The organism is Streptomyces sp. NPDC047000 (assembly GCF_040644295.1).
In the GTDB taxonomy this organism is placed as follows: Bacteria; Actinomycetota; Actinomycetes; order Streptomycetales; family Streptomycetaceae; genus Streptomyces.
Genome location: NZ_JBEYWE010000007.1, coordinates 86230 through 104997 on the forward strand (window position 1 = coordinate 86230; position 18768 = coordinate 104997).

The following is an 18768-nucleotide window of genomic DNA, read 5'->3' on the forward strand; positions in this document are numbered from 1 at the left end:
ACTGACAGTCCGGCGGGACTCCGCCGCCACAACTGCGCACAGGGGCAGTGCGGTTGCCCCTGCGGCCGCACCCGACGCCGGCTACCCGGCCGCCCCGCTGCCGGACGCCGTGCCGGATCCGCCGGCGGCGGCGCCCGTGGCGGCCTTCTTCTTCGTCAGCAGGCCGTCGTCGTCGCCGAGTTCCCCTCCGGACGCCGCGATCACCCGGCGGACCACCTCCTCCGGCATGCGGACGATCACCGGGTACGGCAGGGTCACGTCCCGTACCGCCGTGACCGAGCGGGACGAGCGCATCCGGTTGGTGACCTCGGCGACCGCCCGCACGTCCAGGGTGAACTGGACCAGGACCGACTTCAGTTTCGGCTTGTGCAGCGGCATCGAGCCCGACGCGTTCGCCATCCCGTCGGTGGCACCGCCCGCGCCGCCGGTGTTGCCGAGGAACTGGTTCAGACGGAACTCGTCGGCGTTGAGGAGACCCGAGCCGAACAGACCACGCGCGGCCTTGCCCCGGTCCGTCGTCCGGACGCCGTCCGTCTGCGAGGGCCGGGGCGCGGACAGATCGCTCTGCGCCACCGTCTCGAACGTCATGCTGTCCCCGGTGCCCAGCACCTTCCCCGCGCGCAGCCTGGCGTGCAGGGACGCCGTGAGGTCCTGGCCCTCCACCCCGGTGGCGTGCACCGGCGGCAGTTCCACGCCTGCGGAGGTCAGCAGCGGCAGGGCGGCGGTCAGCCACTCGGTGGACACCGCCTCCTTCAGCGCGTACGCCGCGGCCTGGCCCCGGTCCCGGAACCGGGCGTTGCCGCCCGCCTCCCGTACCGCGGTGTCGAGCAGATGCCTCACCCGCGGCGCCCCCATGAAGCCGTTCACCTGGGCCTCCAGCGGCAGCCGTACACCGCCCGAGCGCCAGGCGGCGAGTCTGCCCGGGTCCGCGTCGCGGGCGGCGGGGACGGCGGGCGCGGCCTCCGGCTGTGCGGCGACCGGCCGGACCCGGTTCAGGGCCGACAGATCCTTCTCCAGGATGCGGAAGCGCATGTCGCCCCGGACCGGCGCGGCATGTCCGACCCGGCCGCCCTTGCCGTCGTAGAGGTCGAGGGTCGCGACCAGCGGGACGTTCATCTTCACCGAGGGAGCCGACTTCGCCTCGGCGACCGTCTTCATACCGAGCTGGCCGCGGCCCGCGGAGGTGCTGCGGTGCTGCTCGCCCGAGGCGACACCGAAACCGGCCGCGCCGCCCAGGCTCTTCAACTGGCCCGCGCCGACGTCCGGTTTGGCGGACCCGGCGAGCATGCCGTCCACACCCGTGGTGCTGGACGTCTCGGTGGACTCGGCGCGCTGCGAGACGGCGGACGTGATGAACTCCATGTCCCGGCCGTCCGCCGCCTGTTCCAGATAGGTGCCCGGGCCCTGCCGCCGGACCTGGAACTCGGCCCAGTACGGGGTGCCGCGGCCGTCGAGCAGCTCGACCGTGATCCCGCCGTCCATCGCCGACGAGAGCAGACCCGTGGCGCCGTCCTTGTCGAGGACACGCAGCAGGCGCTGCACGTTGTCGTTGCGGTCCTTCACCTGCTGGCGCGGCAGCAGCCGTTCGGCCAGCCCGTCCTTCCTGCCGCGGGCCAGAGCCGCGCGCAGCCCGGCGAGCAGCGGCACGAAGTTCGGGAGCCGCTCGATCATGCCGAAGCCGAGCGGCACACCGGTGCCGAGCGGCAGGGCGGCGACGGCGGGAGCGGGCTTGGCGGCGGGGACCATGGGGGCGGGAGCCGGGGCGGCGCCCTCGGCGGTGCTCCCGGCGGTCGCGGGGGTGGTCGTGGCCTTCGCCGCCGTGGTGCCGTCCGGGTCGATCACCTTGCGCGCGGACTCGGGCAGCTGCGCGCCGCGGATGCCGGCCTGCGTCAGCTGGTGCGCGGTGAGCCACACCGCCGCGGCGGCGGGCAGCGTCCGCACGCCCTTCGCCACCTGCACCTTGCCGCCGCCCACGGTCGCCTCGGCGACCATCCGCACCACCAGGTCGCACTGGACCAGGTACAGCGGCTGTTTGCGCGGGGTGTGCGCGTTGCGCTCGACGGTGCCCGACAGCGCGGACGCGGTGCTGCCGCCCCGGCCCGAGCCGTGGCTGACGGTCACGCCCTGCCCGGCACGCCACTCCGGGCCGTTCTCGGAGCCCGTGGCGCCGCCCTGCACGGTGGAGGCCGTGCCGCTGCTCCGCTGGCCGCCGGACTGGTGGCCGCCGAGTATGAACGTCTCGGTGCCCGGGCCCGAACCCTCGTGCACGACATGGGCGTTGGCGAGGGCGATACGGGTGCCGACCGCGCCGTGCAGTGCGGCGAGACGGCGCGGGTAGCGCAGGTTCTTCACCACCCAGCCGGACGACACGGCCTGCCGCAGCGCCCCCGTGATCGCCTGCGGGCTGAACCGCTCCTCGATCGCCAGCCGCGGCGCGAGCCCCTCGGTCCCCAGCGCCTCGTCCTTGCGGTCCTGCCCGCTCCGCGGGTCCCGCTTGTTCTTCGCGGCGGCCTTGGCGAGCAGGTCGAGGGCGAGATCGCGAATCGGCTGCCCGTCCCCGACGGTCTCCACCAGCGTCCATTCCGGCAGCAGCCGGCCGGCCCGGGCCGGCGGGTCCAGGCCGGCCAGGTCGCCGATGCCCTCGACGGTGAAGTCCTCCTGGAGACGCCCGGGGCGGGCCCGGCGCCGTTCGGTGGCGGCGGTGAGACGGTCGTGGCCCTCGTCGTCGAGGGTGAACGCGGTGGGGGTGAGGAGCCGTATGTCCTGGGGATCGGCCACCAGCCCGCCCAGCAGCGTGGGTTCCGGCGTGTCCTGGCCGGGTGAGCCGGGCACCAGGGCGCGGCCGGTCTTGCGCAGCCGGGAGGTCTTCGTGAGGGTGACGTCCATCCGGAGCGGGGCGTGGAACGCGCTGGTCTCCTCGCCGCCGTTGGTGAGGACATCGGTCCGGGTGGCCGGGCCCGCCTGGTTGCGGCGCCCGCCCGATTTCGTCTTCTCGTAGCTCGCCCCCACGGACAGCGCGCCGGGGATCAGCCGGGCCTGCCCGAGCACCAGCCCGCCGAGCGAACGCGAACTGGCCCGGCCGCTCTGGGCACCGGCGGCGACACCGGAGTGGCTGCGGACCAGCCAGTCCTTGATGTCGCCCTCGAACCCGATGTCGCCGAGGCTCCCCTTCACCGTCAGCTGGACGTCGTGCGCGTGCATCCGGGACTTGCGGCGCAGCCGCACCCGCACCCCGGAGGTGAGCAACTGGTCCTTGTTGACACGGATATTGGTCTCCGACAGGGCGGTGACCAGCTCACGGTAGTTGTGCCGCTGCTGCTCCGCGTCCGCCGGATCGGTGGCGACCGCGCCCCGCTCGGTACCGAACGGCGGCAGATACCCCCTGAGTTCGGGGTTGCCGGCGAAATGCTCCGTGATCTGCCTGAGGAGCGGCTTGGTGTCCAGCCGGCTCACCACGACACTGGATCCCATCGCGCCGAACGGGAGACGACGCTCGAACTCCTCTTCCTCCCCGACGTCCGTGCCCGGGGTGGCGGTGCTCGGCCCGGCGCCGCCGGCGTCCGCGCCCGGTGCGGTGGCCTTCTTCCGCCGGGGCCTGCTGATGAAGTCGTCCTTGACCTCGAACGGCGGGTTCAGACCGAGGGACCTGGCCTCGTCGGCGCGCAGGCTCAGCCACGCGGTCATCACATGGTGCGCGACCCGCTGCTCCGGGTGCAGCACATGCTGCGGCCCGCGGGGCCCGGTGCCCTCGACGGTCAGCCTGATCGTGCCCAGGCAGAGCACCTTCTCGCCGCGCACCTCGGCGCCCTTGCGGCTGGAGACGGTCTGCTCGGCCACGCTGAACCGCGCCTTGCGGGCCGCCCCGGTCGGCATGGCGGTGCCCCGGACGGCGGCGGCACTGCCCATGACGCCGACCCCGATCGCGGGACCGACGCCGCCGCCGGCGGCCCGCCCCTTGCCCGCGGAGTCCGTGACGGTGTGCTGGGCGTGCTGATGGGTGCGCAACTGGGTCTTGCCGGTGCTCCAGGACGGTGCGAGATGGGTGATGTCGGCCTTCATCCGGTACGAGCCGGTCGTGTGCGGATCCTTGCCGGGCAGGTCCTCGCCCATCACGCCGTCGGCGAGCAGCCGGGGCAGGTCCTCCAGCACGGCGGTGGTGGAGGTGACCTCGTAGAGCCGGGCCCGGCCGGGGCTGCCGGGGGCGGTCAGCGAGGGGTGCAGCACGGACGCGACCGCGTCGAAGAGACCGCCGCCGCCCTGGTGCGGCGCGGCGGTGTCCGAGACGGCCACCGGACCCAGCGAGCCCGCCTGTGCCACGGCGGCCGAGGTGTCCGCGTCGAGGGCCACGGGAGCGGGCGCCCGGGTGCCGGGATGGACCAGGTGCTCGGTCGGCACCCGCATGGTGAGGCCGCCCTGAAGGCTGAAACGCTGTTCGTCGGACGTCCCGTGCCGCTTGACCCGGACGAGGTACCGCACCTGCCGCGGCACCTCCACGGACCCCTTGTCGCTGCGCAGTACCCGGGGCTCGGCCACGTTCTTCTGGCCGCGGGACTCCCGGGAGGCCTGGAACGGCTGGGCGTTGACCCGGGCGGCGGCGCCGACCCACAGGGCGGGGGCGACCGGGGCCAGCCCGAACGCCGTACCGCCCAGGCCGTGGGTGTGCGAACTGCCGCTGCTGTCGGAGACGGTGGCGGCGGTGTTGTGCTGCACGTCGACCTTGGTCGCCTTGTCCTCGGCGCCGTCGAGGTCCTTGGGCCACAGGACCGGCGGTCTGTCCCCCGGCGCCCTCGCGATCCGTACGGTGACGTCGTACGACGTCCTGCCCTCCGTGCCCTCGACGACGAAGGCGCGGCCCTGGCCGTAGAACGTCTCCGGCCGCTCGCCGAGCGCGGCGGCGATGTCCGCCACGGAGCCGCCCTCGTGCCCGACGACCCGGCCGATGCGCTGGGCGACGGCCCGGTGCCCGGTCACCCCGTAGGCGGTGGACAGCCCGCCGGCCTCCAGCGCGAGGAGGTACGGGGGCAGGACCCGGGCGTCGGGCTCCTCGCTCTCGTCGAGGCTCGCCAGCCTGGCCGCCCAGGGCCGAGGTCTGCCTCTGCCCGTGCCGTCGGCCTGCCGGATGTCGATGGCCCGCGCGGTGGCGGAGTTGCCCGCGGAGCGCTGGAGCCCGAGCAGCATCCGCGCCGACGGATCCTCCTTCGGCGCAGACGAACCGCCGCTCGCGGGTAAGGCCGCCGCCGGCGCCTTGCCCTTCCCTTTGCCCTTCACCGAACCGGAACCGACGTCCTGCGAAGACTGCCCCTGTGAGCGCACGCGGAGGAGCCTAACGACGCCGGGACCTGGGAATCCGCCCCTGCGAGGCATTCCGGGATAACGACGTCTGATGCACATCGAGACGTCAACAGCAGTACATCAACTGCACATGTGACGAATCATCAGGTCCGATGTCCCGGCGTGGACGGTCGGAGGGGCTCACGCGGAACAGCATGCGGCTCCTGGCCGCGTGTTATAATCCCGGTGTTCGCCTTCGGCGCCCGATGTGGCTGTCCGAAGGCTTTTTTCATGTCCTCCCCCTCGTCGCCCTCGTCGCCCTCGCACCCCGATGCCGCCGGCCCGCAGACCGTCCCCGGATCGCCCCCTCCTCCCGCCGGTTACCGAGACCTCCTCCGCAACCGTGAGTTCGCCGGGCTCTACGCCGGTTTCACCCTCACCGTCGCCGCGGGCACCCTCTCCGGGTTCGCGCTCGGTACGCTCGTCGACCGGCAGACGCGCTCCCCGTTCCTCACCGCCGTGAGCATGTACGGGGCCGCCTTCGCCACCGTGCTCGGCGCGCTCACCCTCATGTCGGTCGCCGACGGGCACCGTCCCCGCCGCACCCTCGTCACGCTCCAGTGCGCCGCGCTCGCCGGCACCGCCGTACAGGCGGTCCCCGGGCTGCCGCTCGCCGCCCGGTTCGGGCTGCTTCTGGTGCTGGGGTTCTTCCAGTCCCTGGGGACCGGGGCGCGCATGGGACTGCTGGCCGAGGTGGTGCCCGTGCGGGCCTACGCGCTCGCACGGTCCCTGATGAACATCACCTCCGGCGGCACGGCCGTCCTCGGCTACGCCGCCGGTGCCCTGCTGCTGCGACGGCTGAGCCCGCACGGGGTGTTCGGTGCGGCCGCTGTTCTCGCCGGCGTCGCGCTGGCCGTGGTCGCTGTGACCGTGCGGGAGCACTCGGCCCGGCCCGCCCGCCGCCTCGGGCTGCGGCAGACCTGGGCGGCCAACGCCGAGCTCTTCTCCCGCCCCGGCGGACGGGTGCTGCTGCTCAACCTCTGGGTGCCCAACGGCCTCGTCGTCGGCTGCGAGGCCCTGTTCCTCTCCTACGCCCCGCGGCACGCCGGTGCCCTGCTGGCGGCCGGGTCCGCCGGGATGCTCCTCGGCGACCTCACCGTCGGACGGCTGCTCGACGCCGGGCGGCGGCGCCGGTACGCGTTCGCCCTGCGGCTGCTGCTCGCCGTTCCCTATCTGCTGTTCGCCGCCCGGCCGCCGGTGCCGGTGCTGGTGGTCGCCGTGGGCGTCGCGGGCGCCGGGTTCGCGGCGACCCTGCCGCTCCAGGAACGGTTGCTCGCGCTGACCCCGGAGGCGGTGCGCGGCCAGGTCCAGGGCGTCGAGTCCGCCGGGCGGATGACCTGGCAGGGCATCGGCGCGGCGCTCGCCGGGGCCACGGCCCAGTGGATCGGCCCCGGCGCGGCGATCGTGACGCTGGCCGCCGTGTCGGTGGCCGTCACCGTCGCCTCCCGGCCGTTCGTGGCGCGCGCCGGGGCCCAACGGCCGTAGCCGCAGCCGCAGCCGCAGTCGGGGCGGGGCGGGAGCCGGCCGCCCGGCCGGTCAGCCGCCGCCCTCCCCGCGGGCCTTCACCCACGCCCCTTCGCGCAGCAGCCGCAGCCCGTTCAGCCCGACGACCACCGTCGACCCCTCGTGACCCAGCACGCCCAGCGGCAGCGGGAGCGTGCCCACCAGGTCCCACACCACCAGACAGGAGATGAACGCCCCGGCGACCACCAGGTTCTGCACCACCAGCCGGCGGGCCCGGCGCGAGAGGGCCACCACGGCCGGCACGGTGAGCAGTTCGTCGCGTACGACGACCGCGTCGGCGGACTCCACGGCCAGGTCGGACCCGGCCCGGCCCATGGCGACGCCGGCATGGGCGGCGGCCAGCGCCGGCGCGTCGTTGACCCCGTCACCGACGACCAGCACCCGGCGCCCGGCCCGCTCCCGCTCCCGGATCGCGGCCACCTTGTCCTGCGGCAGCAGCCCGGCACGGACGTCCGCGATGCCGACGTCGGCGGCCACCCGGGCGGCGGTACGCGGGTTGTCGCCGGTGAGCAGGACCGGGGCCGTGCCGGTGAGCGCGGTGAGGGAGGCGACCGTCGCGGCGGCGTCCGGCCGCAGCCGGTCGGCGATGCCGAGCACCCCCGCCGGGACGCCGTCGACCGTCACCAGCACGGCGGTACGGCCGTCCGCCTCCAACTCGCCCACGACCGCGCCGGCGGCCCCGGTCCCGCCGTGGCCGGACAGCAGCCGGGCGGGCGTGCCGACCGCGATCTTGCGGCCGCCGACCGTGGCGGTCACCCCGACGCCCGGCGCGGACGTGAACTCCTCCGCGGCGGCGAGCCGGAGCCCGCGGGCGCGGGCGGCGGACACCACGGCGCGGGCCAGCGGGTGCTCGCTGGGGTGCTCGGCCGCCGCAGCGGCGGCCAGCAGCTCCTCCTCCCCCAACCCCGCACCGGGCAGCGGGCGCACGGCGGTGACCTGCGGGGTGCCCTCGGTGAGGGTGCCGGTCTTGTCGAGGGCGACCGCGTCGACCTGGCCCAGACGCTCCATCACCACCGCGGACTTCACCAGGACACCGTGCCGGCCCGCGTTGGCGATCGCCGAGAGCAGCGGCGGCATGGTCGCCAGCACCACCGCGCACGGCGACGCCACGATCATGAAGGTCATCGCCCGCAGCAGCGACCCGGTCAGCGCCGCCCCGAAGGCGAGCGGCACCGCGAACACGGCCAGGGCGGCCGCCACCATGCCCACGGAGTACCGCTGTTCGACCTTCTCGATGAACAACTGCGTCGGCGCCTTGGTCCGCGAGGCCTCCTCCACCATCTGCACGATCCGGGCGATCACCGAGTCGGAGGCGTCGCGCCCGACCCGGACCCGCAGCGCGCCCGCCCCGTTGAGGGTGCCCGCGAACACCTCGGCGCCGGGCTCCTTGAGGACGGGCAGCGGCTCACCGGTGATGGTCGCCTGGTCCACCTCGCTGATGCCGTCCAGCACCCGGCCGTCGGCGCCGATCCGCTCCCCGGGCCGCACCAGGACGGTGTCGCCGACCGCGAGTTCCGCGGTGGCCACCGTCTCCTCGCCGCCCCCGGCCGTGAGCCGGGTCGCCGTGGCCGGGGCCTGGCCGAGCAGCCCGCGCACCGAGTCGGCGGTGCGGGCCGTGGCCAGGGCCTCCAGCGCGCCGGAGGTCGCGAAGATGACGATCAGCAGGGCGCCGTCCGTCACCTGACCGACGGCGGCCGCGCCGAGGGCCGCCACGATCATCAGCAGGTCCACGTCGAGGGTCTTCTCCCGCAGCGCCCGCAGACCCGCCAGGGCGGGTTCCCAGCCGCCGCAGGCGTAGACGAGGGCGTACAGCGTTCCCCAGGTCCAGGCGGGTGCGCCGGCGAGGTACAGCGGCAGGGCGAGCAGGAACAGCACCGCGGCCGCGGCGGCCCAGCGGGCCTCGGGCAGGGCGAACACCTGGGTACGGGTCCGTGACGGCGCCGCCGCGGCGGGAGACAGGGTCCCGGGCGGCGTGGGAGCGGGGAAGTCGGCCGGTGCGGAGGGCATGAGGGCGGAACCTTCGACGGATCGGGGCCAGGGCACGGTGACGGTCGTGACGACGGTGACGGTCGGGACCACGATACAGGTACATATGAAGAAGTGTTCAAGTGTCGCTTGTAGGATGGCCCGCATGGGTCACGGAGCAGCTCCCCCGAAGTACGCGGTGCCGCCCGCACGTCTCGACCCCGGCAACGCCGTGCGGGTGGCGGCCACCCTCCAGGCCCTCGCCACCCCCTCCCGGCTGCTGATCCTCGCCCGGCTGCGCGAGGGCCCGTGCGCCGCCACCGACCTCGCCGCCGAGGTGGGCATGGAGCAGTCCGCCTGCTCGCACCAGCTGCGGCTGCTGCGCAACCTCGGCCTGGTGGTGGGGCGCCGCCGCGGACGGTCGGTGATCTACGCGCTCTACGACCAGCACGTCGCCGAACTCCTCGACCAGGCCGTCTATCACATCGAGCACCTGCGGCTGGGCCTGAGCGACGCCGAAGGCATGGAGGCGGCCGCCGACGCCGGCGGCACGTAGCCGAGATCCCGCCGCGGCCGTACGGTCGTCCCCGTACCGCCGTCCCGTACCGCCGCCGTCAGGCGGCGGCGGTCGCCGCGCGGATGCGGCCGAGCAGCTCCCTGAACCGTTCCCGGTCCTCGGCGTCCAGACCGCCCGTCGCCTCGGCCAGGGCCACCCGGTCCACCTCCTCCGCCTCGCGGTGGCACCGCACGCCGTCGTCGGTGAGGCGCAGCAGGAACGCCCGCCGGTCGTGCGGGTGGCGGACCCGTTCCACGAGCCCGTCCCGTTCCAGGCTGTCGACGATGCTGGTCGCCGTCCGGGGCGCGACGCCCGTCATCTCGCTCAGATCCCGCATCCGCAACGGCTCGCGGGCCCGGGCCAGCATCCGCAGCGCCCGGAGCCGGGCGACGGAGGCACCGCTGCCGTGCAGCCGGGCCTCCACGAACTGGCGCAGCCGGTGAGTCGTCTCGTAGAGCTCGTCGATCAGGACGTCGCTGCTGCCTTGTACCGCCATGCCGCTCCCCGTCGCTCCGCGCGTGCCGTGCGTGACGCACCTGTGTGCGTGACGCGTGTGCCGCACGCGCTGTGGGTTCCGCGCGGCGGGGTCCCACCGCGAAACCCGATTCTATGAGCACGCGCATAGTGAGTATGCTCAGCATGTGCTGCTGCCGTTCCGACACCGTCCCCTCTCCTCCCTCTTCCCCCGCCGTCCGGGCCAGCGCCTGGTCGTCCCCGTCATGTGCGTCAGCGTGACGTTCGTCGCGATCGTCGACGGGGCGATCACCACGGTGGCGCTGCCCTCGATCGCCCGTCAGTTCGGCCTGACGACGGCCGCCCTGGACGGCGTCGTCGTGGTGTACCCCGTCTGTCTGGCCATGGCCATTCCCGCCTCCGCCTGGCTGGTCGAACGGGTCGGCGGCAAGCGCGTGCTGCTGACCGCGCTCGCCGCGTTCCTCGGCTCGTCCCTGCTGTGCGGAGCCGCCGCCGGGCTCGGCGAACTCGTCGCCTTCCGCGCGGTGCAGGGCCTGTCCGCCGGTGTGCTCTTCCCGGCCTCCGCCGCCCTGCTCTTCCACACCTTCAGCTCCTCGGAGCAGGTGCACATCTCCCGGTACATGATCATCCCGCAGCAGATCGCCCCCGCCGCGGCACCGATCCTCGGCGGCCTGCTGGTCGACCGCCTCTCCTGGCGCTGGGTGTTCTACGTCAACCTGCCGATCGGCCTCCCGGCGCTCCTCTTCGGACTGCTGTTCCTCGCCGGGCACCGGGGTGAGCGGCCCGGCCGCTTCGACCTGACGGGGCTGCTGCTGAGCGCGGCGGGTCTGGGCGCGGTGATGTTCGGGGTGTGCGAGGGCCCCAACCAGGGCTGGACGTCCACCGCCGTGCTCACCGCCCTCGCCGCCGGTGCCGTCCTGCTCGCCGCCGCCGTCGCCTTCGAACTGCGCACCGCCGAACCGCTGCTGAGGCTCCGGCTGTTCGCGGACCGCCTCTTCCGGGACACCAACCTGATCAACCTGGTCGGCCTGGTGCCGATCCTCGGCGCCATGTACCTCGGCCCGCTCTTCCTCCAGCAGGCCCTGGGCCGCACCGCCCTGGAGTCCGGCACCAGCACCTTCCCGGAGGCGTTCGGCGTCCTGCTGACCGTCCAGGTGGCCGGCCTGCTCTACGGCCGCATCGGCCCCCGGCTGATAGTCGGCTGCGGCATGACCGGTGTGGCCCTGGTCCTGCTGCTGTTCGCGACCTGCGACCAGGACACCGGCCTGTGGACCTTCCGGCTCTACATGTTCCTGCTCGGCATCGCCATGGGCGGTGTCTTCATGCCGACGACGGTGGCCTCGCTGGCCTCCGTCGACCGCCGGGACCTGGCCCAGGCGTCCACCCTGAACACCGTGGTACGGCAGACCGGCGGCGCCCTCGCCCCCGCGGTGGTGACCACCGCCCTGGTCCTGAACACCCCGGCGACCGCCGTGACCGACCCGCCGGTGGCCGCGTACCAGGCTGCCTACCTGGTCCTGGCGGCGATCGCCGCGGTGACGGCGGTCTTCGCCTTCACCCTCCCCGACGGCCCGGCCCGCGCGGCGGTGGGCGGTGAGATCCGCGCCCGGGGCCGTGCCTCGGCCCTCCGCCGGGGCGCCACGGTCCTGCGCCGCGGCCGCCAGAAGGTTCATTGGGGCCCGGCGCCGAAGGCGGCCCCGGGCCCCGGGACGGCGGGACCCGCCGGTGATGCGGGTGAGGGTCACCCTTCAGCCGTGAAGTGACTTGCCGACGGACAGAATTGACGATCCGTCAGGAACAGGCGTACGTCAGGGGAGTGGCCGCCGAGTGGTGTGTCGGTGACAGGATCCGCAGCTCCGCGCGGGCGTCGTAGCGGCCCTTGCCCCGGAAGGTCCAGCGCAGGTGCAGCCGGGCGTGGCGCTCGCCGCGGGAGAGGGACTCGCGCAGGGTCGCCGAGGACGTGCCGTCGCTCCGGTACCAGCGGTAGGCCAGGGTGCCCGGGCGGCCGTCCGTGGTGACCAGGCCGACGACGTCCGCGGTGCCGTCGCAGCCGACCGCCGCCGGGCGGGAGGTCACCGACACCGCGCGCACGCCGACCGGCGGGCCCAGACGCTGCCAGAGCAGCAACGCGAGCACACAGACCAGCACCAGCACCGGCAGCGCGTGCCGGCGCAGGCGCCGCCGGGGGCGTGCCGGTGCGGGCGGGACGGTGAACGCCGGCAGGGTGCGGTGGGTGAGCGCCGCCGTCACTCCCGGCCCGAAGCGCAGCACCGTGCCCTCGACGCGGTCGGGCCGGACCGCCGGCGGATCGGGCAGGGTGGCCGCCGCCTCCGGCAGGGTGGCCGCCGGAACCGCCACCGTCGCGGTGGGCTCCGGCTCGGGGCGCTGGAACCAGTGACTGGACAGCACCGTGGCGCTGTAGTCGGCGTCGGCGTCGGCGTCGGTGATGCCGGGGGCGGGGGCGGGGGCCGGGACCCGGTCCTCGGGGGTCGTCATCGGATCTCACACTGCCTCGTCATGAGCTGCTGCGAGGCGCCTTTGCCGGCGGCGGCCGGGGCCGTCACCACGCCCACCGTCCAGTAGCAGCCCGCGTTCTGGAAGGTGTGGTCGACGCTGAGCGTGTACCGGGTGGCGCCGCTGCGCTGGAACGTCTGGGCCGAGCCGTCCGGGGCGCCGGGCGCGCCCGGCGCGTCGCCGGTGTACCAGGTCACCGTGACGGACACCGGGCCGGTGCCGTCCGTGGTCACGCCGATCGTCGCCGAGGCGGTCCAGGGGCCCGTCTGCTGGAACGCCGACACCGTGATGTCCTTGACCGCGGGGGCGGGGGTGGCGCTCGGCGTGGGGGAGGCCGCGGTGGGCGAGGACGGCGGAGTCGCGCTGCCGCCGGACGGCGGTGCGGCGGACGGCGTCGCCGGTGCCGAGGCGGTGGCCGTGGGGTCCGCCGTGCCGGTGGGGGCCGCCGTGGTCTCCGCCGCCGACGGCGATGCGCTCGGGGAGGCCGGCGGTGCCGGCGAGGTGAGCGGGGTGGCCGAGGCGGCCCCTCCCGGCCCCGCTCCGCCGCTTGGGCCGGTGCTGGTGGTGGCCGCCGCCCCGGCCGCCTGCCCGGCCGCCGTACCCGGCGCGGCCGGTGCGCCGTAGGCCAGCAGGAGACCCACGAGCAGGGCTGCCGCGGACAGCAGCAGCCCCACCCGGCCGGGCAGCCACGGGCGGAGTCCGCCCGGCGCCGTGGGCCGGGCCAGGACCGTGCGGGCGGTGTCGGTGGTGGTGCGGGCGCCGGCGCGGGACGACGGCAGCAACAGGAGCAGCAGGGCCACCAGCGCGGCGAGCCGGCTTCGGCCGCGTTCCTCCCAGCCGGGGCCGTACGCGGCGCCGGCCACCGCCTCCAGCTCGGCGACGAACAGCTCGGCGTGGCCGGGCCGCCGCGCGGGGTCCTTCGCCAGACCGCGCAGCACCAGGTCCCGTACCGGTTCCGGGACCTCCCCCACGGGGACGGGCGCGTCCACGTGGCGCAGCGCCAGCTCGGCGAGGTTGTCACCGGTGTACGGCCGGTGGCCCGTCAGGCACTCGAAGAACGTCGCCGTGGCCGCGTACACGTCGGCGGCCGGGGAGGCGGGGGCCCCGGTCCACTGTTCCGGGGCCATGTACGACGGCGTGCCCGCGATGCCGACCTGGGTACCGCTGTCCACGGCGATGCCGAAGTCGACCAGTTTCGACGAACCGTCCGGTACCACCAGGACGTTCTCCGGCTTGTAGTCGCGGTGCACCACCCCGACCCGGTGCGCGTCCGCCAGGCCGAGCAGGGAGCCCTTGAGCACCACCAGCGCGGCCTCCGGCTCCAGCGGGCCCTGCCGGGTCAGGAGCGTCCGCAGCGAGACGCCGTCCACCAGCTCCATCACGATGGCCGCGCCGTCCGGGCTCTCGACGTACTCGTACAGCCCGGCGACGTACGGGCTCTCCAGCCCGCCCAGCAGCCGCGCCTCGGCCCGGAAACCCGTCACGAAGCCGGGCCGGGCGAGCAGCGACTCGCTGAGGTACTTGACCGCGACCGGCACCCCCGTCTCCTGGTGCACGGCCAGGACGACCCGCCCGCTCGCCCCCGCCCCGAGCTCGGACGACTCGGTGTACCCCGGCACCGCCCATGCGTTCATTCCGTCCCCCGGTTCCGTCGCGCGGCCGTGTCCCGGCATCCGCGTCCGCGCCGGTCCCCGTCCCCGCCCGGGGTCCGGCGACCGGCCACGCGTACAGAGACATCTTTCCGGCCGGAGCGGTTGCGGCGCGACAGGGCGGGCGCCACGGCCCGCCGACCGGCGGCCGACCGCACGCGGGCGGGTTCCCCCGGGGGACGGGCGTTCAGTGCTGCGGTCTGCCGGGCGGGAGCGCGTTGTAGGGCAGCACGGCCGGCGCGGCGGACGGCTGAGGGGACGGCTGGACGGGAGGCGCGGCGGCCGTACGGCCGGCCTGGTAGCCGGCGTCGTAGGGACCCGCGGGACCCTCGATCCGTATCACCGCTTCGAGATCACGCCGGATGCTGGCTGCCGCGTCCCGGACGCGTGCGGGCACATCGCCGCGTTCGGCGATGAGACGGTGATAGATGGGGGCGTCCTGGAACACGGGCACTTCACTCCGGTCGGTGGCTGGTAGGCGCTGGCAACGGCTGCCGAGTGTAAGCCCCCGCGGCCGCACCGTCACCGCGCGGGCCGTCCGCTGAGACGTCTCGGGCAGGAACCGTCGAAACAGGACACCGACCGAAACCGTCCCGGAGGGTCCGCCGCGCCCCGCGCCGGACGCCGTGTCAGTCATCGGGAAGGCCCGGCCGCTTCGGGCGGCCGGACCTTCCCGCGGGGCGAGCGGCCGCCGCTCAGCGGGCCCCGCCGCGGGCCGCCGCGAGCCGCCGGCCGATGCCGACCGCGGTGGCGGCCACCCCCGTCGCCGTGGTGGCGGCCGCCACGGGATGCCGGGCGAGAGCCGCCTGCCACGACCGGCCGTGGGACCGGTCGTCGAAGCCCCCGCGGGCTCCGTGGTCCGAGCCCGGTGCCTCGTCCGCCGGGACCCGCAGATTGCCCGGGCCCGGTGCGGCGGGCCGGTCGGTCTGCTGGGAGTCGAAGCCGGTGCGGGCGAGACAGCGGTCGAGCAGGGCGGGGGCGAGCCGGTTCGCCAGGACGGTGGCCACGGTGCCGGCGCCGATCCAGCGCTCCCGGCGCCCCGGGTGGTCGGCGGCGTGCAGCACACCGCGTGCGGCGACCTCGGGCTGGTAGATCGGCGGCACCGGCTGCGGCTGCCGGGGGAGCCGGGAGCGCACCCAGGAGAACTGCGGGGTGTTGACCGCGGGCATCTGGACGACGGTGATGCGCACCTTGCTGCCGCTGTGTAGGAGTTCGGTCCGCACGGACGAGGTGAAGCCGTTGATGGCGTGCTTGGCGCCGCAGTAGGCCGACTGGAGCGGGATGGACCGCTCGCCCAGCGCCGAGCCGACCTGCACGATCGTCCCGTGGTCACGCGGCAGCATCCGGGCCAGTGCGGTCCGGGTGCCGTTGACGAAGCCGAGGTAGGAGACCCGGGTCACCCGGTCGTACTCCTCGGCGGTGATCTCGGTGAACGGCGCGAACACGCTGGTGAAGGCGCAGTTGACCCAGATGTCGATGGGGCCGAGGGCCGCTTCGGCCGCCTTCGCCGCGGTCTCCAGCTGCCGCGCGTCGGCGGTGTCCGCCACCTGTACGAGAGGGCGCCCGCCGAGCTCCGTCACCTCCCGGGCCGCCGCCTCGAGACCGGCGCGGCCGCGCGCGATCAGCGCGACGGACGCACCCCGCCGGGCGAACAGCCGCGCGGTGGCCCGGCCGATCCCCGCGCTGGCCCCGGTGACGACGACGACCTGGGCCGTGTCCGTTCCCGCTCCGTGGTCCGTTCCCGTGCCGTTCACTTCCGCTCCTCACCACCGTGCCGGCCGCCCGGCAGGAATTCCTGCACCTTGGCCTTGAAACCCTGCCTGACCATGGCGGCACGGTCGCTGTCGCCCTTGAGGACGGCGGCCGCGGCGGCCTCGATCTGGTCGAGGGCGGCGTGCGGCGGGACGGGCGGTACGGCGGGGTCGGTCACGAAGTCCAGCACGCACGGCCGGTCGGCCGCGAGCGCCGTCTCCCAGGCGCCGCCCACCTCGCCGGGCTTCTCGATCCGCATCCCGGTCAGCCCCACGGAGCGGGCGAAGTCGGCGTAGGGCACGTCCGGGAGGGACTGCGACGGCAGGAACTGGGGCGCCCCCTCCATGGCCCGCATCTCCCAGGTCACCTGGTTCAGGTCCCGGTTGTTGAACACGGCGACGATCAGCCGCGGATCCTGCCATTCCCGCCAGTACTTGGCGATCGTGATCAGCTCGGCCATACCGTTCATCTGCATCGCCCCGTCACCCACCAGCGCGATCGCCGGACGGTCGCCGTGGGCGAACTTGGCCCCGATGGCGTACGGCACACCGGGCCCCATCGTGGCCAGCGTGCCCGACAGCGACCCCCGCATCCCGCCGTGCAGCCTCAGGTGCCGGGCGTACCAGTTGGCGGCCGAGCCGGAGTCGGAGCTGACGATCGCGTTGCCGGGGAGCACACCGCTGAGCGCGTGCACCACGTGCTCCGGGTTGACCGGGTCGGCCTCGACACCGGCCCGCCGCTCCATGACCTCCCACCAGCGGGCGACGTTGTCCTCGATCTTCTTGCGCCACGCCGGGTCCTCCATCTGCCGCAGCAGCGGGAGCAGCCGCTGCAGTGTCCGGGCGGCGTCACCGACGAGGTTGACCTCGAACGGATAGCGCAGGCCCACCATGTGCGGGTCGATGTCGATCTGCACGGCCCGCGCCTTGCCGAACTCCGGCAGGAACTGCGTGTAGGGGAACGACGAGCCGACGACGAGGAGCGTGTCGCACTCCCGCATCATGTCGTACGACGGCCGGGTGCCCAGCAGCCCGATGGCGCCGGTGACATGGGGCGGCGCTCCAGCAGACGCGGTACGTCGTCGGCGGCGCGGCAGATGTCGTCGTACCCGAGGACCAGCAGCGACTGGTGACGGGGCACGGGCACCAGGTCGAGCTCGGCACGCAGCACCGTGACGAGGGTGCCCTCGCTGCCCACCAGTGCCCTGGCGACGTCGAAACCGTTCTCCGGGAGCAGTGAGTCGAGGTTGTAGCCGGACACCCGGCGCGGGATCTTCGGGTAGCCGCGGCGGATGTCCGCGAGGTGCTCGGTGACGATGCGGTCCAGGCCGTCGTAGAGCGCCGCCCGGCGGCCTCCCCCGGCGGCGATCTCCGCCCGCTCGGCGGGGGAGGTCGGGCCGGTCCACAGGCGCAGCCCGTCGTAGGTGAGGACCTCCAGCCGGCGTACGTTGTCCACCGTCTTGCCGTACGCCTGCGCGGACGCCCCGCACGAGTTGTTGCCGATCATCCCGCCGAGCGCGCAGTGGGTGTGGGTGGACGGCTTCGGCCCGAACTGGAGCCGGTGGTCCGCCAGTCGGCGGTTGAGCTCGTCGAGGACGATGCCGGGTTCCACCACACAGGTACGGGCGTCGGGGTCGACGGAGACGAGGCCGTGGCAGTACTTGGTCCAGTCGATCACCACGGCCGCGTTGGTGGCCTGCCCGGCCAGGCTCGTCCCGCCGCCGCGCGACAGCACGGGCACGTCGAAGCGGGCGCAGATCCCCACCGCGTGGGCGCCCGCCTCGACGGAGTGCGGCACCACGACCCCGAGGGGCACCTGCCGGTAGTTGGAGCCGTCCGTGGAGTAGGCCCCGCGGCTGCCCGCGTCGAACCGGACCTCGGCGTCGGCGCCGGCCCGCAGCGCGGACGCCAGCCCGCCGAGACCCTTCCCGCCTGCAGATTCACTCATGGCCGCCCTCCGGCTGATACGGATGTCCGTCCGTCACGGTCGGCCGGGTACCCGGGAATCCGATTTCCTTCCCCGGCAGGATCCGGGCACCCATGTTCCGCGCCATCATCGTCCCGGGCCCGGCCGATCAGTTCCCTCAGCATCGGCACGATCCGCCCGGCCGCCGGGAGCAGCAGGTCGGCGTCCTCGTGGTCGTAGGTGTTGATCATGTCGATGACGACGAGCGCGCGCCCCGCCGTCCCGTCCGGTCCGTCCGTGGTGCTCACCACGACTCTCACCGGCCCGGTCAGCCGCGCACCCGCGGCAGGACCTCGGTGCGGTAGAAGTCGAAGAGGGCTTCACCGGTGCCGGCACCCGGCCGGGACCGCCCGTCCATCTGCACCGCGCTGCTGGCGGCGGCCTGGGCGGTCACCGCGGGATGCGTCCGTACCGGGGGACAGGTCACCGCCGTCTCCACGGACTGCGACACGGACTGCGACACGGCCTGCGACAGGGCCCCGATCACGTTCCGCACGAAGGGGCTCTGTCCCTGCCGGTCGTTCCACGGGTGGTGGTGGTCCGAGATCCACAGGGCGTCGAAGCCGGCCCGCTCGGCCGTACGGGCCTGCTCGACGAGCTGTGCCGGAGTGTGCTCCTCGCCGGAGGGGAAGTATCCGAAGCCGGTCATCATGCCTCCCTGGGTGCGCGGCCGTCACGGGAACGCGGCGCCCCGGGTACCCGCCCGGCGCCCGCGCGGAACCCCTTTCCGGGCGGGCGTCACGGCGGGGAGGCGTGTGCCGTCCGGTCACTCTCGGGGGAGCAGCGGGCCCAGCGGGCCGAGGTCCAGGTTGAGGTCCTCGGGCCGCAGCCCGTAGCGCTCGCGCAGCTCGGCCATGCGTTCCTCGAGGAGCATCAGCGTGAGCCCGATGCGCTCCTCCTGCTCCTCGTCGAGGTCGCCCTGGCCGAAACGGCGCAGCGCCTGGCGTTCCATGAGCTGGCGCAGCAGTTCGACCACGGTGAGGACCAGTTTGACCAGGTCGCGCTCGACCGTGTCGGGCGTGAGGTCCATCCTGTCGG

11 protein-coding genes and 4 pseudogenes are annotated in these 18768 nt (G+C 74.5%); 3 read left to right on the top strand and 12 right to left on the bottom strand.

The genetic code is table 11. The features are described from left to right. Window positions 1–81: 81 nt before the first annotated feature. Complete coding sequence (locus tag ABZ862_RS14030) at window positions 82–5178, bottom strand: hypothetical protein (RefSeq protein WP_360956834.1); 5097 nt, start codon at window positions 5176–5178, stop codon at window positions 82–84. A 384-nt stretch (window positions 5179–5562) separates the two neighbouring features. Between ABZ862_RS14030 and ABZ862_RS14035 the strand changes: the two genes are divergently transcribed. Continuing rightward, window positions 5563–6816 carry an MFS transporter gene (locus ABZ862_RS14035; protein WP_360956836.1) on the top strand — a complete coding sequence of 418 codons (1254 nt, stop codon included), beginning with the start codon at window positions 5563–5565 and terminating at the stop codon, window positions 6814–6816. 51 nt (window positions 6817–6867) lie between these two features. Here the strand turns inward: ABZ862_RS14035 and ABZ862_RS14040 are convergent, their stop codons facing one another. Continuing rightward, complete coding sequence (locus ABZ862_RS14040; RefSeq protein ID WP_360956838.1) at window positions 6868–8862, bottom strand: heavy metal translocating P-type ATPase; 1995 nt, start codon at window positions 8860–8862, stop codon at window positions 6868–6870. Window positions 8863–8986: 124 nt separating this feature from the next. On the opposite strand from ABZ862_RS14040, the gene ABZ862_RS14045 reads away from it, so the two are divergent. Next, window positions 8987–9376, top strand: coding sequence for a metalloregulator ArsR/SmtB family transcription factor (locus ABZ862_RS14045; protein ID WP_360956840.1), 390 nt, complete (start codon window positions 8987–8989; stop codon window positions 9374–9376). Window positions 9377–9434: 58 nt separating this feature from the next. Here ABZ862_RS14045 and ABZ862_RS14050 read toward each other — a convergent pair whose 3' ends face one another. Beyond that, entirely contained in the window at window positions 9435–9872 is a 438-nt protein-coding gene (locus ABZ862_RS14050; protein ID WP_360956842.1) for a MarR family transcriptional regulator, read from the bottom strand. 223 nt (window positions 9873–10095) lie between these two features. On the opposite strand from ABZ862_RS14050, the gene ABZ862_RS14055 reads away from it, so the two are divergent. Beyond that, the gene (locus tag ABZ862_RS14055) at window positions 10096–11613 is read left to right on the top strand and encodes a DHA2 family efflux MFS transporter permease subunit (RefSeq protein WP_360957354.1); all 1518 of its coding nucleotides are present in this window, start codon (window positions 10096–10098) and stop codon (window positions 11611–11613) included. A 28-nt stretch (window positions 11614–11641) separates the two neighbouring features. Here the strand turns inward: ABZ862_RS14055 and ABZ862_RS14060 are convergent, their stop codons facing one another. From ABZ862_RS14060 to ABZ862_RS14100, 9 genes and pseudogenes are all read right to left on the bottom strand, one after another. After that, entirely contained in the window at window positions 11642–12346 is a 705-nt protein-coding gene (locus ABZ862_RS14060; protein WP_360956844.1) for a hypothetical protein, read from the bottom strand. Further along, window positions 12343–13998 (bottom strand): serine/threonine-protein kinase, encoded by a 1656-nt coding sequence (locus ABZ862_RS14065; RefSeq protein WP_360956846.1) that lies wholly within the window; start codon window positions 13996–13998, stop codon window positions 12343–12345. The genes ABZ862_RS14060 and ABZ862_RS14065 overlap by 4 nt, the downstream gene beginning before the upstream one ends. A gap of 202 nt (window positions 13999–14200) precedes the next feature. Next, entirely contained in the window at window positions 14201–14461 is a 261-nt protein-coding gene (locus ABZ862_RS14070; RefSeq protein WP_360956848.1) for a hypothetical protein, read from the bottom strand. Window positions 14462–14708: 247 nt separating this feature from the next. After that, window positions 14709–15767 carry an SDR family oxidoreductase gene (locus ABZ862_RS14075; RefSeq protein ID WP_360956850.1) on the bottom strand — a complete coding sequence of 353 codons (1059 nt, stop codon included), beginning with the start codon at window positions 15765–15767 and terminating at the stop codon, window positions 14709–14711. Next, a pseudogene (locus tag ABZ862_RS14080) lies at window positions 15764–16819 on the bottom strand (thiamine pyrophosphate-dependent enzyme); the annotation flags it as partial. The gene ABZ862_RS14075 and the pseudogene ABZ862_RS14080, both read right to left, overlap by 4 nt. A 5-nt stretch (window positions 16820–16824) precedes the next feature. Continuing rightward, a pseudogene (locus ABZ862_RS14085) lies at window positions 16825–17712 on the bottom strand (FAD-binding oxidoreductase); the annotation flags it as partial. Window positions 17713–17825: 113 nt separating this feature from the next. Beyond that, a pseudogene (locus ABZ862_RS14090) lies at window positions 17826–17921 on the bottom strand (cysteine hydrolase); the annotation flags it as partial. A gap of 122 nt (window positions 17922–18043) precedes the next feature. Further along, window positions 18044–18379: pseudogene (locus tag ABZ862_RS14095) on the bottom strand (LLM class flavin-dependent oxidoreductase); the annotation flags it as partial. 117 nt (window positions 18380–18496) lie between these two features. Beyond that, window positions 18497–18760 (bottom strand): gas vesicle protein K, encoded by a 264-nt coding sequence (locus ABZ862_RS14100; protein ID WP_360957356.1) that lies wholly within the window; start codon window positions 18758–18760, stop codon window positions 18497–18499. Window positions 18761–18768: the final 8 nt, after the last annotated feature.

What these genes read in the sequence shown, in the direction of transcription:
- ABZ862_RS14030 (WP_360956834.1), bottom strand. Translation starts at nt 5,178, where the DNA reads ATGCTGCTCGGGCTCCAGCGCTCCGCGGGCAACTCCGCCACCGCGCGG.
- ABZ862_RS14035 (WP_360956836.1), top strand. Translation starts at nt 5,563, where the DNA reads ATGTCCTCCCCCTCGTCGCCCTCGTCGCCCTCGCACCCCGATGCCGCC.
- ABZ862_RS14040 (WP_360956838.1), bottom strand. Translation starts at nt 8,862, where the DNA reads ATGCCCTCCGCACCGGCCGACTTCCCCGCTCCCACGCCGCCCGGGACC.
- ABZ862_RS14045 (WP_360956840.1), top strand. Translation starts at nt 8,987, where the DNA reads ATGGGTCACGGAGCAGCTCCCCCGAAGTACGCGGTGCCGCCCGCACGT.
- ABZ862_RS14050 (WP_360956842.1), bottom strand. Translation starts at nt 9,872, where the DNA reads ATGGCGGTACAAGGCAGCAGCGACGTCCTGATCGACGAGCTCTACGAG.
- ABZ862_RS14055 (WP_360957354.1), top strand. Translation starts at nt 10,096, where the DNA reads ATGTGCGTCAGCGTGACGTTCGTCGCGATCGTCGACGGGGCGATCACC.
- ABZ862_RS14060 (WP_360956844.1), bottom strand. Translation starts at nt 12,346, where the DNA reads ATGACGACCCCCGAGGACCGGGTCCCGGCCCCCGCCCCCGCCCCCGGC.
- ABZ862_RS14065 (WP_360956846.1), bottom strand. Translation starts at nt 13,998, where the DNA reads ATGAACGCATGGGCGGTGCCGGGGTACACCGAGTCGTCCGAGCTCGGG.
- ABZ862_RS14100 (WP_360957356.1), bottom strand. Translation starts at nt 18,760, where the DNA reads ATGGACCTCACGCCCGACACGGTCGAGCGCGACCTGGTCAAACTGGTC.